This window comes from Actinomyces sp. HMT897, assembly GCF_016626125.1.
GTDB lineage: Bacteria > Actinomycetota > Actinomycetes > Actinomycetales > Actinomycetaceae > Actinomyces.
On record NZ_CP067336.1, the window covers coordinates 486,411 to 501,273 of the forward strand.

12 protein-coding genes and 2 tRNA genes are annotated in these 14,863 nt (G+C 68.0%); 9 read left to right on the forward strand and 5 right to left on the reverse strand.

All coding sequences use genetic code 11. From position 1 onward, the window contains the following. Nucleotides 1-4: 4 nt before the first annotated feature. The 9 genes from JJJ15_RS02005 to JJJ15_RS02045 all read left to right on the forward strand — a co-directional run bounded on the left by JJJ15_RS02005 (nt 5) and on the right by JJJ15_RS02045 (nt 12,093). Nucleotides 5-571 carry a hypothetical protein gene (locus JJJ15_RS02005; protein ID WP_200511284.1) on the forward strand — a complete coding sequence of 189 codons (567 nt, stop codon included), beginning with the start codon at nt 5-7 and terminating at the stop codon, nt 569-571. Nucleotides 572-1,974: 1,403 nt separating this feature from the next. Next, a complete protein-coding gene (locus JJJ15_RS02010; protein ID WP_200511285.1) occupies nt 1,975-5,529 on the forward strand; it encodes a tape measure protein in 3,555 nt (1,184 codons plus the stop codon). Nucleotides 5,530-5,804: 275 nt separating this feature from the next. Further along, nucleotides 5,805-6,362, forward strand: a complete 558-nt coding sequence (locus JJJ15_RS02015) for a hypothetical protein (protein WP_200511286.1) — start codon at nt 5,805-5,807, stop codon at nt 6,360-6,362. A gap of 5 nt (nt 6,363-6,367) precedes the next feature. Then, the gene (locus JJJ15_RS02020) at nt 6,368-7,510 is read left to right on the forward strand and encodes a hypothetical protein (protein ID WP_200511287.1); all 1,143 of its coding nucleotides are present in this window, start codon (nt 6,368-6,370) and stop codon (nt 7,508-7,510) included. A gap of 1,478 nt (nt 7,511-8,988) precedes the next feature. Next, a complete protein-coding gene (locus JJJ15_RS02025) occupies nt 8,989-10,671 on the forward strand; it encodes a GH25 family lysozyme (RefSeq protein WP_200511288.1) in 1,683 nt (560 codons plus the stop codon). A 28-nt stretch (nt 10,672-10,699) separates the two neighbouring features. Next, the gene (locus tag JJJ15_RS02030) at nt 10,700-10,975 is read left to right on the forward strand and encodes a hypothetical protein (RefSeq protein ID WP_200511289.1); all 276 of its coding nucleotides are present in this window, start codon (nt 10,700-10,702) and stop codon (nt 10,973-10,975) included. Beyond that, a complete protein-coding gene (locus tag JJJ15_RS02035) occupies nt 10,975-11,487 on the forward strand; it encodes a hypothetical protein (protein ID WP_200511290.1) in 513 nt (170 codons plus the stop codon). Before JJJ15_RS02030 ends, JJJ15_RS02035 begins: the two co-directional genes overlap by 1 nt. Further along, nucleotides 11,475-11,744 (forward strand): hypothetical protein, encoded by a 270-nt coding sequence (locus tag JJJ15_RS02040; RefSeq protein ID WP_200511291.1) that lies wholly within the window; start codon nt 11,475-11,477, stop codon nt 11,742-11,744. Before JJJ15_RS02035 ends, JJJ15_RS02040 begins: the two co-directional genes overlap by 13 nt. A gap of 28 nt (nt 11,745-11,772) precedes the next feature. Continuing rightward, nucleotides 11,773-12,093, forward strand: a complete 321-nt coding sequence (locus tag JJJ15_RS02045; RefSeq protein ID WP_200511292.1) for a hypothetical protein — start codon at nt 11,773-11,775, stop codon at nt 12,091-12,093. 61 nt (nt 12,094-12,154) lie between these two features. Here the strand turns inward: JJJ15_RS02045 and JJJ15_RS02050 are convergent, their stop codons facing one another. The 5 genes from JJJ15_RS02050 to rsfS all read right to left on the reverse strand — a co-directional run bounded on the left by JJJ15_RS02050 (nt 12,155) and on the right by rsfS (nt 14,850). Further along, nucleotides 12,155-13,300 carry a site-specific integrase gene (locus JJJ15_RS02050; protein WP_200511293.1) on the reverse strand — a complete coding sequence of 382 codons (1,146 nt, stop codon included), beginning with the start codon at nt 13,298-13,300 and terminating at the stop codon, nt 12,155-12,157. Between the two features lie 82 nt (nt 13,301-13,382). Then, nucleotides 13,383-13,455, reverse strand: a tRNA-Ala gene (locus JJJ15_RS02055). Between the two features lie 18 nt (nt 13,456-13,473). Further along, nucleotides 13,474-13,546: transfer RNA gene (locus JJJ15_RS02060), tRNA-Ala, on the reverse strand. 138 nt (nt 13,547-13,684) lie between these two features. Then, entirely contained in the window at nt 13,685-14,455 is a 771-nt protein-coding gene (locus JJJ15_RS12805; RefSeq protein ID WP_246742111.1) for a histidine phosphatase family protein, read from the reverse strand. A 2-nt stretch (nt 14,456-14,457) separates the two neighbouring features. Next, complete coding sequence (rsfS, locus tag JJJ15_RS02075) at nt 14,458-14,850, reverse strand: ribosome silencing factor (protein WP_106109276.1); 393 nt, start codon at nt 14,848-14,850, stop codon at nt 14,458-14,460. Between the last annotated feature and the right edge of the window lie 13 nt (nt 14,851-14,863).

Below are 14,863 nucleotides of genomic sequence, written 5' to 3' on the forward strand. Positions count from 1 at the left end.
CACTATGCCACCGACTCCCCCAGGGGGGACCACACCGCAGGTAGCTAATAACCCCAACCTGGACGAGCGCACCTACTCCTACGAGTACGGCGCCGCCGTGGACTCCGGGACCTCTGACGCGCCGAAGTGGAACATGATCCGCTGGGCGTCCGCTATTGACCCGTCTCGTAGCCCGAAGACGAAGGACGCCGCCACCTACGATGACAAGGGTGCTGCCAATGCACCGGTTGTGGGTGAGGACTGGACACTGTCCTTTACCATGCAGGGGCGCCGCGACACTGCCACCGGCCGGTACCAGCCTGAGCTGGAGGCCCTGCTCGCCTGTACCGGCCCCGAGGCGGTCGGCACAAGGGCTACGGCGCACGTCATGTGGTTCGACAAGCCAGCCGACCCGACGTCGAAGCCTAACCCTGACGACGCCTTCGAGGGGTACGGCACTGTAGACATCAAGCGTGGTGCCACCGACAACGACAGTATCGGCCAGTTCAACGTCACGATCACGGGACAGGGGCGGCGCACGCGCATCAAGAACCCCTACGACCCGGCCACAGGCACCCTGAAGTTCACCTGACAGGGCGTCGTCACAGACAGCCGGTCACGGGACAGGGGTGCTCCTGGGTCACCGCCCCTGTCCCGTGACCGGCCACCATCTCGACCCAGGAGACCCGTATGGAGACCATTGACCTGACCCCCTACCTACCTGAGCCCCTGCGCATTACCCTCGGGGACGGGCGGGAGTGGGTCATCCCGCCCCCCTCGGCTGAGGCCGGGATCGCACTTGCCGCTATTACCGCTCTCCAGACCACCCGGGCCGTCACCGCGGACCTGCCTGAGGAGGAGCAGCTCAGGGCCCTGTCCGAGCTGCCGTCCGGGGTCATGGAGACCTTGCGGGAGCATTCCGAGGACGTCCTCGCCGACCTAGCGCTGACGCCGGGTGTTCACGCAGCGATGCGGGAGGCGGGACTATCCGCACCTGCCATTGATATCGCCTCCGCCTATTCGGCCACCTACTGGGTGACCGGGTCCCGCGACGCCGCCGACGCTGTGGTTCGTGCAGCCGCTCAGTCGCGCCTGGGCAGTAGTGCCGCCGATATGACTGAGGATGGTGACGCCCCAAAAGAAGGCTCCTCACCGTTGACGACTGGGCTCCGTACGGGATCGGGGAGCCGGACGAGAACGGATGGTACCCCGACTACCGGACCCCACCGGCCTGTCTCCGGCCGCTCTCACCGAGGCAACAGGAAGCACGGGAAACGCAGGAGACGGCACAGGTGACTTGGTGGGACATCCTGACCAGGTGGGGGACAGCTTGCGCTGATCTCGCTGAGCGCTACGGCCTGGACGAGGAGGACCCTGCCATGTGGCGGCGGTCCTGGCCCTGGCTGCGACGTCGTATCACGGGTCTAATTACCGTCCCTGGTACGCGCCTGTCCCAAGCCCTCACCCGGTAGAATCCTTAGTTGCTGGGGCTCGCGGCGAGTGCCGGGAGGCCTGACGAGCACCTCCACTGCATGGCTGCTACGAGGGTCTCACGTACTGTACTGTCGGATAGGGCATCCCCCCGGGATGAGCGGGCGCGGACGGTAGGTAGTTGCTGACATGGCGTAGGAGTCCGCCAGTACAAGGGGATCCGTGGCTGCCGTCATTCCTGTGTAGTCACCCATACACCCAGTCCGCGACCTGCTTGATCTGGGTGTCAGAGTACTGGCGCCGATCAAGGCTGGCGGCGGCCGCGACGATCTGCACCCAGGCTGTGTCCTCGTCGAACTGGGTAGGTGTCGCGGAGAGCGTTGGTGACGGGGCGGCGGTAGCAGGGGCCTGTTCCGTAGTAGGGCTGGAGGCTGTCTGCCCGGCTTCTGGGGTACCACCACCGTTTGATCAGGCTGATAAGGTCATGATCACAGTAGCGATAGCGGGGAAGAGCACACGACATCGGGTCATAATCCCAAATGTAGTTAAGGAGAGGCGACACAGATGTCCCTGACTGTCGGTAACCTCGTCGCCTACCTCCGTCTGGACGACTCGGACTACACCTCCAAGACCAGCCGTGCCAGCCAGACCTGGAGCACCCTCAGCAGCTCCCTGAAGACCGGGGCCCAGGCTGCCGCTGGGGCCATCGGTGTCACCGCCGCCGGGGCCGCTACCCTCACGGTCAACCTCGCTAAGACCGGGGCGGCGTACAACAGCCTCCAGCAGAACAGCAGGGCGGCCCTGACCGCCATCATGGGTGGTGCCGAGCAGGCGAATGCCCAGATGGACAAGCTCGACGAGTTCGCCACCAAGTCCCCGTTCAGTAAGTCCACGTTTATCACCGCCCAGCAGCAGCTCCTGGGCTTCGGTATGGCCGCCGAGAAGGTTATCCCGACCCTGGATGCCATCCAGCAGGCTGTTGCTGCCACGGGCGGCTCCTCCCAGCAGGTCGGCGACCTGGCTTTCGTACTCGCCCAGGTGTCTGCGGCAGGCAAGGTCACGGCTGCCGACCTGATGCAGCTCGGACAGCGCGGCGTGGACGCAGCGACGATTGTTGGCTCCCAGATGGGTAAGACTGGCAACGAGGTCCGTGATCTCATCAGCAAGGGCAAGATCGACGTCAACACGTTCCTTGATTCTCTAACCACAGGAATGTCGCAGAAATTCGCCGGGGCGACGGCGAACGTCAAGGCCCAGTGGTCCGGAGCCTCTGACCGTATCAAGGCTGCGAGCAGGGACATTGGGGCCACTATCGCCCGCCCGTTTATCGACCCGCACGGCGGTGGGCAGGCCGTGACCTGGGGGAACCAGGTCGCTGATGTCCTGCGCGCCGTCCAGGGTAAAGTCACGTCTCTCACGGCTGTTGTTGAAGGTCGTATGAGTGGGGCCTTCAGCGCGGTTACCCGCAAACTTGACGCCGCCCGTGACGCGGTCGCAGGTTTTGACGCGGGTCGTATCACCCGCGGCTGGGACCAAATCAAGGCGTACGCACCTCTTGTGTCCGGTCTTGCTGGTGCGATTACCGGGCTCAACGCCTCGATGCTCACTGGTGTCCCGGTTATCGGGCGGTACGCGGCCATGCTCAATCCCCTGGCTCTGGGTATTGGCGCCCTGATCGCCGCGTCTCCTGCCGCGCGGGCGGCTGTCACAGATTTCGCGCGGGCCCTTGCCCCTACCGCCTCCCATCTCAGGTCCGCGGGAGTAGGTGCCGCGGACTTCGCTATGAGTCTCCTGGACCAGCTCACGCCGGCGTTCGCAGCTGTTCTCCTGGCTGCTGCAGGATTTATCAACGGCCTGGCTCCGGCGGGCAGGGCCCTGGCCGAGGCCGGCCGTGGTATCGGTGACCTCGCCGTACGTGTTGTTGGGGACCTCACCCCGGCCCTTAGCAGTCTTCTGCCGGCGGCGGCGCAGGTTATCAGCGCTCTCGCTCCGATGGCGCCCACGCTGGTCGGTCTGATGAGCGCCTCCGAGCCGCTGGCCGTCACGATCGCTTCCCTCGTGCAGTCGGTCTCGGGTCTGCCGACTCCGGTCCTAGCTGCTGTCACCGCAATGACTGCCTTCACGACGGCCATGCCTGGGCAGGCGATCCTGTCTGGCCTGGTCTCAGCCGGCACCCAGGTTGTTGGTGTCTTCAGGGGGATCGGGCAGCACCTGACCGGTGCCGTCCAGGAGGGGATGAGGGCCTACAGCTACGGGCTGAGCAGGACCTCTGCGGCGCTGGTCTCGGTCTCCGCGGCTGCTGCCCCGGCGAAGAGCGCGCTGAAGGGGCTGTTGTCCTCTATCACCCCGATGGGGTGGGCTCTGGCTGGTGTCACCGCCGCTGTGGGCGTCTACGCCTACGCTCAGGCACAGGCTGCCCAGAAGCAGCAGCAGGCCAAGGATGCCGCTGATCGGCTCAGGGACTCCCTGGATAACGTGAGCGGTGCTCTCACGGCAGCCTCCCGCGAGGTCATCACCCAGAACCTCAAGAACTCGGGCCTGGACGATGATCTTAAGGAGCTCGGCTTGTCCTACCAGGACTTGACTGACGCTGCTACGGGCGTCCCTGATGCTCTGGCAAAGGTAGACGCTGCGATTAAAGCCACTGAGAAGACCAGCACGGCGTACGACTCAGCCCTCGGGCAACACTCCTACACCACGCTCTCTACTGCCGCCCAGAATGTCCAGGCCGCGCTGAAGGGTCAGCAGCAGGCCCTTGAGGACGGGAAGAAGTCCTGGCAGGACCAGGCCGCGGTCACGCAGGCCGCCTCTCAGTCGGCCGAGGGCCTGGCAAAAGCCTATCGGGGTGTGAAGCAGGCTCAGGACGACCTCAACCAGGCCTCTATGAGTCTTGACGAGCACCTGGACCGGCAGGCTGAGCTGCTGGAGACAGCCGCCCAGAAAGTCAATCTGTATGGTGAGCAGCATGCTGACGCTACTGGACGTTTTGACGCCAGTACCGCGGCTGGTAGGGAGTACAACTCCACCCTGCGTTCTATGGCCTCCAACTACAAGTCGATCACGGAGGCGATGATAAAGGCCGGGACGCCTATCGCCGATGCTCGCGTGAAAATGGATGAGCTTCGTAAGGAGTTCATCGCCAACGCGACTGCCATGGGTGCTACCGAGGAGCAGGCGGCTGCCCTGGCCGACAGGTACGGGCTCATCCCCAGTCAGGTCACCACTAACGCGGTCCTGGACACCAAGGCCGCCCTGGAGTCCAAGGACGAGCTCATCGCTACCTTTGACGCCTCTACGGGGACCCTGAAGATCAACGGGAACCCCGCTCCGGCGTCAGCGACCCTGGGTGACATCATCGGTAACATTGACTCCTCTGACGGCACGGTTACCATCAACGGGGAGAAGTACCCCGCGACAGCTACGCTCGAGGAGTGCCTGGGACTCATCAACAACTCCGACGGTACTGTCTCAATCCTGGGTGACTCCAGTGGCGCACGCTATACCAGGGACCAGTTGAAGATCAGTATCGACCGTACGTCAGGGACGCTCAGCATCTACGCTGACGGCTCCTCTGTCGCAGCTTGGCAGGGACAGTGGAACGGCGCTACCGTCGGCTGGGGCCAGTACATTATCCGCGAGGTCCTGGTCGGTGCGTCTATCGGGGCTGCGATAGCGACTATGGCCGACGGCGGCTACGTGGGGTCAGACCAGGCGTCACACCACTACGCTGCCGACGGCCTAGCTACCAGGCAGGCCGGCTTTGCCACCGGCGGCTCCTGGATTACCTGGGCTGAGGACGAAACTAGGGGCGAGTGGTACATCCCCGCCGCCTGGGAGAAGCGGCGCAGGTCAGTCCAGGTCCTCGCTGACGCTGCCGCCCACTTCGGTCTCACCCTCACACCGCAACCAAGACAGCAGTACGCGAACGGCACCGACACGGGTGACCACACCCCCAACGGCGTAGACACCGTCACGCTCGCACAGGCCGTCGCCGCCGCCCTTAATGGCGCTGAACTGACTCTCACCACCGACCAGGGTGGCCTCACCGCTTATGTGGACACCCGTGTCCGGCACGGCCTGAGCATGACCGCCATGTCACTGGCAGGGAGGAGGCACTGATGCCGTCCGTGTACATAGAGGCCGAGGACGCCACTGCCCGCGCCGGTCATCCAACAGCCGGGATCACGCTCAAGGGTACAGGCCCCGTGACCGTGACTCGGACGGTAGGTACCACCGTCCGCCCTGTCCGCTCAGTCGCTCCTGGTACACGGATTGCGGGCGAGCTCTTCGTGGAGGACCACGAGTGTCCCGTCAGCGTTGAGGTGACCTATCGTCTGGTAGCTGAGGACGGGCAGGAGGCGACTGCCACAATCACCCTCCCTGACGGAGGCGCCATGTGGCTGTCCGACCCCTTGGACTGGACCTCCTCTATCCGTCTGGGTACCCAGGTGGAGGACTGGTACCAGGGCGGATCCACGATTCAGCGGGACAGTCTGACCGGGACGGTACGGACCCTCCAGGTCCGGGAGGTGCTGCCTCTGGGTGCCAGGGTGCCCGTGGTCCTCGGCGGGGTACGCCTCGCACCCCAGGACGTCCCCCTCGCCCTGCGCACCACCGGGGCGGACACCCTAGGGCTCGTCTCGCTCCTGGATGCCGGGGGCGTACTCCTGTTACGCGGCAGCGGACTGGACGCGGGCTTGGTCGCCCCAGGCGGGGCCATGTACTTCGTGGGCGACTGGACAGCTACCAGCATCCTCACCACCGGCGAGGTGCTCTGGTCCTGCCGCGCCCGACAGGTAGCTCCACCGTCGGCGCTGATAAGCGTCACCAGGTACACCTATGCGGGCGTACATACTATGACGCTGGGCATGACCTACGCCGAGGTCCGGTCCCGGGCATGGGGGGCGACCTACGCCCAGGTACGCCGTACCCCGGAGAGGGTCAGTCGATGATACCCATGACTGAGTGGGCACTAGCCTCCCTGACAGGCTCCAGGACAGGCGAGTCGGTGCGGGTGACCGCTCGCGTAGGCTCCGTGGTAGTGGACGTGACCGAGGTAGGTGGCGTCAGCACGTGGTGGCTGGAGGCCGACGCTTCCCGGGCCGTCCAGACCCAGGGAGGTATGACGGTAGCTGACCCCGACGGCGTGCTGACTCCCTACCTGCCTGGTGACCCCCTGGCCCCGGGCGGGAGGATCCAGATAGCAGTCGTCATGGGGGACGGGTCGCAGGTACCTAGGGCTACGATGGTGATCACCGAGTCCATACCGATGGACTCCTGGCGCCAGCGTCAGGGGGTGTGGCAGCGCACCGGCTCCACGGTCAGCCTGTCCCTGAGTGACCTGGCTGTCCTCCTTCAGCGGGACCGGTTCCAGACACCCTGGTCCCGGGCAGGTGCCTCTGCGCTTACCGAGGTGCAACGCATGTGCGCTGGGATCGTGAACACTATCACCGACACGACCAGCAGTGCTGGTGTCCCTGCTGACTTCGTGGCTGAGAGGGAGCGTCTGGACGCCATCGACGACCTACTGCACCATGCAGGTCTAGATCGGCGCCTCGACGGCGCTGGCGTCCTCCATATCCTCGACCCCACCAGGAGCAGGATCCCCGTGTGGGAGGTGAGCGGGGGTGACGGGCAGGCTCTTGTGGAGGTCAGCCGGTCTATGAGCCTGGTCGACGTCGTGAACGCCGTTGTCGCGACATCCTCCGCCACGGGCGGCGCGAATCACACGGAGCTCGTGGGGCGGGCCTACCTGGAGGACGGCGTCGAGCGGTGGGACGGCCCTCTGGGCAACTGTACCGAGTTTTACGCCTCACCGCTCATCACCACCCAGGAGCAGGCCCAGAAGGCCGCCCGTACCAGGCTGGACAACCTCACGACCAATGCCACCACGTCAGTCAACCTCACGACCCTGCCGCATCCCGGTATCGAGCTGCATGACACCGTCCGTGTCCAGTTTCCCTCGGCCTCCAGGCCCCTGACGCTGACTGGCACTGTTACACGGTGGCGCCTGGAGGCCGACGAGAAGGGGATGAAGCCCATGACCATGACCCTGACCCTGCCACGCCGCGAGATGCTGAGGATGAAGTGGCGGTGGTAGACCTCGCTGCTGCCGTCGCCGGGGCAGCAGCCCATGGTTCAACGAGCCTGGTCGCTGGGACCGTCGTCGCCCACAATGGGCGTCTCGCCATCACGATTGGTGGCGCCCTGGTACCTGCCCGCTGGCTGGCCCATGTGGTAGACGCGCGGGTAGGCTCCACCGTTCTCGTCGCGGTCTCCCAGGCGTCAGTCGGACAGGCCTCCGTCATCGTACTCGGCACCCTGGCTGGGGCGCCGCCGACGACGACGCCGGACACGCCCCTGAGGGTGATGAGGCAGGGTACCTCCCTGCCGTCGGCTGGGACCACGATCGTCCCAGCACTGACTATGGGTACCTGGGTGGCCGGAGCCCGGGGATCTGGCGACGTCCTTCAGGGGACTGACTCTCTCAACCGCCGCTACGCAGGCGCGATCGGGTACGGCGACCAGCTCCGAGCCCTGGGGGACGTGCGGGTCATCAGAGCCGTCCTGACCTTGGGGGGACGCAGCCAGGTTGGGGACAGCACGACGCCGCTGGTGCTCGGACTCGGACTGTCCGCTGACGGGTACATCACCTCAACACCGTCCACCACGCAGGTCGCGACTTTGACGGTTCTGCCCTCAACCACGTGGCCAGCACAGGCAGAGCTGCCTGCAGCGCTTCTCCCGGATCTGCCGCAGGCTGGTTCGATAGCTCTTACCGGTACCCAGACTGGGGGCGTGACGGGTCCAGGTACGGGGACCCTGACAATTACCTGGAGAAGGAGTAATAAGTAATGCCTCTGACTCTCCCGTCCGGGATCGTCGTACCAGTTGATACGGAGCAGTTTGACCCCTCAGGGGATATGCGTCGTATGGGTAGGACAACTCCCACCATCAAGGCCTGCGCCTCTCTCATGGAGGCGCAGGAGTACGTACTGGCTCTCCGGCGCGAGGGAACTCCGGTTCAGCCTGCTACTCCTGCTTTCGTGTGGAGGACAGATCTTGAGGAGCTCCACGTGTGTACAGGTATACAGTGGACTCACCTGCCGTCTCAGAGCGATATTTCCTACATGCTTACGCCCAGCGCAGGATGGGACTGCGGTTTCGAGGAAGGTGTCCGCACCGGTCGTGTGTGTACCGCGATCATGCGTCTGACACTGACAGAGCCTTGGACAGTCGATGACACGCGGACCTACGTGGCCGGCACGATCCCCTCAGAGCTGTCCTCCAGCTGGGGGTGGCGGGGACTGTTCCCCACTGCAGGCCCCAATATTTATGTTGACGTGCAGGGTACCGAGGTAAAGATCATGTCCGTCAAGACGGCGATAATGGAGGCTGGGCGTCACTGGGTGGGCCTGGTGTGGCACACCCGACCCAGGGCATGAAAGTTCCGTTCCTACCACCACACTCAGGTCTGGGTGTGATCTTATACCAGATCCCTGCCGCAATGAGATTTTCCGTACCTGACAGAGAGAGGAGACCCGGTAATGGTGACAGTAATTCCAGGAGGAGGCTCTTGTGGGTGAGAACGCCGTCGCGAGGCACGCGGCGATCGAGATGCGGTACCTGTGTACAACGACCGACCACGGTGGTGTGGGGTACTCCCAGACCCGCCGGGAGTCGGTGTGGGGGGCGCTGGACTGGGCCGGGAACCTGGTCGGCCCGGCCGAGATGGACTGCTCCTCGGCCGTGGCGGCGGCGGTGAGCATCGCCGTGCACGAGGTCGTCCCCGGCCGGTACGCCGACCTGCACGTGCCCATGGACACCTGGACCGGCAACATGATCCCCCGCCTGACCGCCAGGGGGTGGGCGGACATCGGCGACTCCTGGACCGGCAGCGTGCCTGACGGTGGCTTCCGCCCCGGGGACCTCCTCCTGGTCGCCCCCGGGCACGTGGCCATGGCCGTCTACGAGGCCCCCGGCGGGGTCGGCTTCACCCCCGACGACCCCCTGCTGGCCGAGGCCCAGATCGACGCCGCCTGCGACGTCCTGGGATCCGACGGCGACGACGGCTCCCCCGCCGACGACACCGGCTGGGAGACGCGGGTCGTGCGCTACTCCGACCACCCCTACACCCACTCCGCCTCCTGGTCCACCTGCCTGCGATACACCGGCCCCGACACCGACACCACCACCGGCACCGGCACCGGCTCCGCCTCCTCCGAGGCCACCCCGCCCGCGGGTGACGGCTGGGTGCCTCCCCGGACGGTGCGCATGACCGGTATCGACGTCTCCTCCCACCAGGCCGGCCTGGACGTCGCAGGCGTCCCCTGCGACGTGGTGGTCGTCAAGGCCACCGAGGGCGTGGGCTTCGCGGACCCCGGCTGGCGGGCCCGCGCCGACGCCGCGCTCGCAGCCGACCGGTGCCTGGGGCTGTACCACTTCGCCCGCAACGACCCGCCCGACCCCAACGACCCGCGCGAGGAGGCGAACTGGTTCGTCTCCCAGGTCGACCCCTACGTGGGGCGGGCGGTCCTGGTCCTGGACTGGGAGGCCGCCGGCGGGACGTCAGACACGGCGTGGGCCCTGGCCTGGCTGACCCGGGTGCGTGAGACCACCGGGGTGACCCCCATGGTCTACACGAGCGCGTCCGTGGTGGCCGCCTCCGACTGGGACACGGTCTCCTCCTGGGGCTACCCCCTGTGGGTGGCCGGCTACCCGGACGGCGCCCCCACCACCCTGGCCACCCCGGACTGCCCCTGGGACGTGGACCCCTGGGGCGCGCCCCTGGCCTGGCAGTACACCAGCGAGGGTCGCGTCCCCGGCTGGGACGGGGACGTGGACCTGGACGTGGTCTACACCGACCCCGCCCGCTGGGCCGAGCTCGCCCGGCCGGGCTGGGTGCCCCTGGAGACCGACGGCGTCTGGGGGCGGCGTACCGCCGCGAGGATCCGCCAGGTCCTGGGCGTGGCCGAGGACGCCCCCTGGGAGACCGCCTGCCGGGCCCTCCAGTACGCCCTGTCCTGGCAGGTGGACGCCTACCGTCTTCAGGCCGCCACCGGTACCGACCGCGTCCCCGTCACCGGCGTGGACGACGCCATCACCTGGGGGGCCTTCCAGGCCTGGTGGAACGCGTCCGGCGTCCCCGAGGGGCACCGGATCCCTGTCACCGGGCAGTGTGATGAGGAGACCATCCGAGCAGTCCAGATCACCCTCAACCACTCCTGGGCCGGCAGCCGAGGCCTCGCCATCCGACCCTGACCCAGGACCCAACTGATAGGAAAACACTATGGATACTGCTGCTACCCTGGCTACCCCGGCCGCTGTCCTGGCCCTGGTCACCCTCGCCCGCGACCTCGGCCTGCCCGCACGCCTGGCCGCCCTGACCGCCGTCGTCCTGGGCGTGGCCCTGTCCCTGGCCGACCACGCCCTGGCTGGCACCGGTGCCTACTCCGCCGCCACCACCGGCCTCGTCCTGGGTCTGGCCGCCGCCGGCCTCTACGACACCGCCCGCCTCGTCAGCCCCCGCACCGGCCCTGCCAGCGGGGCGGAGGCCGGGTCCTGATGGGAGGGCGGCCGTGGTCCACCGTGTGGGGCACGCTCCACGAGCCCAGGGTGGTCACGGCCGCCCAGGTGACCGCCTACGCGCTCCTGGCAGCCACCGGCGCCCTGGTCCTGACCGCCGCCCACCTGGACGCCGACGTCGCCCTGGGAGCGGTCCTGATGATCCTGGGCGGGGCTGTCGGTATCCCGTCGGCATGGCGGGGGTGGTGGGGGGTGGAGGCGCCGGCCGCCGCCCTGACAGCCCTGGGCCTGGTCCTCGTCACGGTAGCGGACCTGCTCCGTGGTCCTGGAGGCCACTGGGGGGCCTGGCCCGCTCCCCTGGCCTGCTACGCCGTGGTCGCCCTGGTCCAGCGGGTACTACGCACCTGGGGCCGCACATGGGCCCCAGGGCGTGAGCCTGACACGCGGCTGCGTCGTGTCCAGACCGCGCTGCGCGTGGAGCGTGTGCTGGAGGCCGACGCCGTGGCCCGCGCCCAGGAGCGTGGAGGGGAGGAGACAGGGTGCGGGACCTGATCACCATCCTCGTGGCCGTCCTGGGCGGCGGCGGGGCCACCCAGCTGATCGCCCTGATCGTGCGGGCTGCCAGGCAGGTGCGTCGGGAGTCCAGGGACCGGGAGACCCGCGTACAGGCCGCTGAGCGTGAGGCCCGCTCCTGGGAGCTGGTCGCGGTGCGTACACGCCGCGTCGCCGTCGAGCACGGGGCTCCCCTGGACGCCCTGCCCCTGGGGCCAGGGGAGCAGCCTCTGCACCCCCTGGACGACCAGCCGTAGACAGGAAGAGACACCATAAGGAAGGAATATGACCACATCCTCGCACGCGATCCTAGGGGTCGCCCAGGACCACTCCCTCCTGTCACGGGCCAAGGCCCTGGGAGCGGGCATGGGGCTGACACCCATGGAGATGGACGCCAACGCGCTACGCCTGGGCTCCCTGCCCGTCAACGCGGACGGTGACACCGTCGCCTCCGTCTACGAGTACGCCGCCAGCAAGCGGCAGGAGGCGCTGGACGCCGTCCCGCCACCGCCGGGCGAGGACCCGGCGGCCGTGACCGACGCCCACCTGGTCTACGCCCTGTCCAGGCTCCAGGCTGACCTCCACAAGGACGACCCCTCTGCCTGACCTCGTCAGGCAGGACGCGGCCCCTCCACCTCACCGAGGTGGAGGGGCCGCTCTTCTCGTCTCACCAGCTGGACAGCAGCGTGTCCATCGCCTCAGCTGCGCCCGCGTACGCCTCGGGGGCCAAGTGTCCGTAGGTGTCCACGGTCGTCTGGATGGACTCGTGCCCCAGCCTCCGCTGCACGACCGGCAGCGGCACCCCAGCCATGATCAGCACCGAGGCGTGCGTGTGCCGCAGGTCGTGCACCCTGGGCCGCGGCTCCAGGCCCACCGCCGCCACAGCCGGCCTCCAGGCGTGGGTGTGGAACGTGCTGCCGCCGAGCCTGCCGCCCCGCTTCGCGGAGAAGAGGAGGGCGTCGCGTGCCCGGCCCCTCGCCTGCTCCACCAGGACCTCCGTGAGTGAGGCGGGAACGGTCACGGACCGTACCGCGCGCCTGGTCTTGGGTGCCCCTAGGTAGGCGCCACGCTCGCCCTCCTTCCAGGCCCTGGTGACCCTCACGAGCGGGTGCCTGCCACCGAGGGAGAGGTCTGCGGGCGTCAGGGCGGTGGCCTCGCCCCACCGCAGTCCGAGCCCGTACAGGGTCAGGACGAGCGGCCGGTAGTAGGGCTCCATCGCGTCCACGAGGGCGACGACCTCCTCACGGGTGAGGATCCGCATGTCCCTGCGTACAGTGTCGCTGGGGATCTTGACGCCCCTGGCGACGTTGCGGTCCAGGACGCCGTCGTCGACGTAGCGCTGGAGGACGGATGAGAGGACGGCGTGGGCGTTCCTGATGGTCTTGGCCGCGGGCGGCTGCCCGGCGTGCGCCCCACGGGTCAGGGGCGTGGTGCGCATGGTAGCGACCCAGCGTGTCACGGTGTCACGGGTGATGAGCTCGACAGGCAGGTCCCCCATCGTGGTCAGGAACGTCTGCTCGGCGATCCGACGGTACTTGCTGGTGGTGCCGGGGGTGGTGGACGCTGCCAGGAGCTCGAGGTGCCTCCTGAGGGCCTCACGGAGGGTGGGCGTGGTGGTCCCCCTGTGGTCGGCGGCGTCCCTGGCGGCTCGGGCGGCGGCCCCGCCGACCTTCTCGACGAGCCGGGCGAACCGGGTGGCGTCCTGGACGGTCTCGAAGGTCTCGACGACGGGGTTTCCGCCTGGAGCGATACGGAAGCGGACGCGCCAGGCAGTGGTTCCGTCGGCGCGCCTGTGGGGCTTGGGGGTGGGCATAGTCAGGCCTCCTGTGTCACTACCCGTGTCACAGCCCCTTGACCACATAGACTTTTCGGCGGCATCACACCGTTCTACTGTGTGGAGCTAGGGGGATTCGAACCCCCGACCTCTTCCATGCCATGGAAGCGCGCTACCAACTGCGCCATAGCCCCGAGCCGACTGCGTCGGAGTGGAGCTAGGGGGATTCGAACCCCCGACCTCTTCCATGCCATGGAAGCGCGCTACCAACTGCGCCATAGCCCCGAACGGGCGCCGCCCGCGGGCGACGGCGACAACTTTATGGAGTCACCGGCCCAGAGGCAAATCATTTTCCAGTGCGGTACCTCACCCGCACCCGGTGGCACCCACCCACCGCGCCGGTCCCGCCCGCAGCGGGGAGGCTCAGGAGGTCCACAGGCCGGCGTCCCCGGCCTGGCAGGTGATCGTGTTCCAGGACACGACCATCCAGCCCGGCGCCCGCCCGGAGCGGCGCAGTACCGCCCAGTGGGCGTTGTCCAGCCCCTTGAGACCGAACCACGCCGAGGGGTCGGCCCCCAGCAGGTAGGTGGCGCCCAGGGTGATGGCCGAGCCGTGGGCGACCACCACCACCGGACCGGCCACCGGGGGCTGGTCCGCGCCCCCCCCGACAGGCCCGGCCCCCCCGACGGGCCCGGCCTGCCCGCGGGAGCTGACGGGGGCTGGCCCGCAGGAGCTGACGGGCGCCGGCCCACCGCCGCCTGACCGGGCCATGAGGGACTCAATAGCGCTGCCCACGCGCGCGGCGGCGTGGGCCCGGGTCTCCACCCCGACGCCCTGGGGGTCCCCCCCGGCCCGCCACACCTGGGCGGCCTCGGGCCAGCCCGTCTCGATCTGCGTCCGGGTCAGCCCCTCCCACGCCCCGAAGGAGCGCTCGACCAGGTCCTCAACGACATCGACCGGCACGGCCGCACCCGTGCCACCGCCCAGCTCCTCGGCCAGCACCTGGGCGGTGGCGCGGGCACGGGCCAGGGGCGAGGAGACGATCCGGCTGGGGCGCAGGGCGGCCAGGGCCCGGGCCGCCTGCACGGCCTGGGCCGTCCCGGTGGCGTTGAGGGGCACGTCGACGCGCCCCTGGACACGGCCGGCCACATTGTGGTCGGTCTCCCCGTGGCGCCACAGGACGAGGTCGGTCACGCTCAGTACGCCTCCGCCGCCGCGGCCACCTCGGCGAGGTCGTCCGGCAGCGCGACGGGCGGGCAGTCCTTCCACAGCCGCTCCAGGGCGTAGAACTCACGGTCCTGCTCCTGGAGGACGTGGACCACGATGTCCCCGAAGTCCAGGAGCACCCAGTGGGCCTCCTGCGTCCCCTCACGGAACCGGCGTCGGGCCCCGGCCCTGAGCAGGGCCTCCTCCACGGCGTCCACAATGGCCCGTACCTGGCGGTCGTTGGAGCCGGAGAGGATGAGGAAGACGTCGGTCAGGGCGAGGCGCTCGGAGACGTCGATGGCGACGATCTGCGTGGCCTTCTTGAGCGCCCCGGCCCTGGCGGCCAGGGCGGCGAGGGCGGCGGTCTCCGGGTTTGCGGTCACAGGACTCCTTGAC

Bases quoted from the DNA above. Each gene is read 5' to 3' on its own strand.
- JJJ15_RS02035 (WP_200511290.1), top strand. From the start codon at position 10,975: ATGGGAGGGCGGCCGTGGTCCACCGTGTGGGGCACGCTCCACGAGCCC.
- JJJ15_RS02010 (WP_200511285.1), top strand. From the start codon at position 1,975: ATGTCCCTGACTGTCGGTAACCTCGTCGCCTACCTCCGTCTGGACGAC.
- JJJ15_RS02045 (WP_200511292.1), top strand. From the start codon at position 11,773: ATGACCACATCCTCGCACGCGATCCTAGGGGTCGCCCAGGACCACTCC.
- JJJ15_RS02030 (WP_200511289.1), top strand. From the start codon at position 10,700: ATGGATACTGCTGCTACCCTGGCTACCCCGGCCGCTGTCCTGGCCCTG.
- JJJ15_RS02050 (WP_200511293.1), bottom strand. From the start codon at position 13,300: ATGCCCACCCCCAAGCCCCACAGGCGCGCCGACGGAACCACTGCCTGG.
- JJJ15_RS02015 (WP_200511286.1), top strand. From the start codon at position 5,805: ATGTGGCTGTCCGACCCCTTGGACTGGACCTCCTCTATCCGTCTGGGT.
- JJJ15_RS02005 (WP_200511284.1), top strand. From the start codon at position 5: ATGCCACCGACTCCCCCAGGGGGGACCACACCGCAGGTAGCTAATAAC.
- JJJ15_RS02020 (WP_200511287.1), top strand. From the start codon at position 6,368: ATGACTGAGTGGGCACTAGCCTCCCTGACAGGCTCCAGGACAGGCGAG.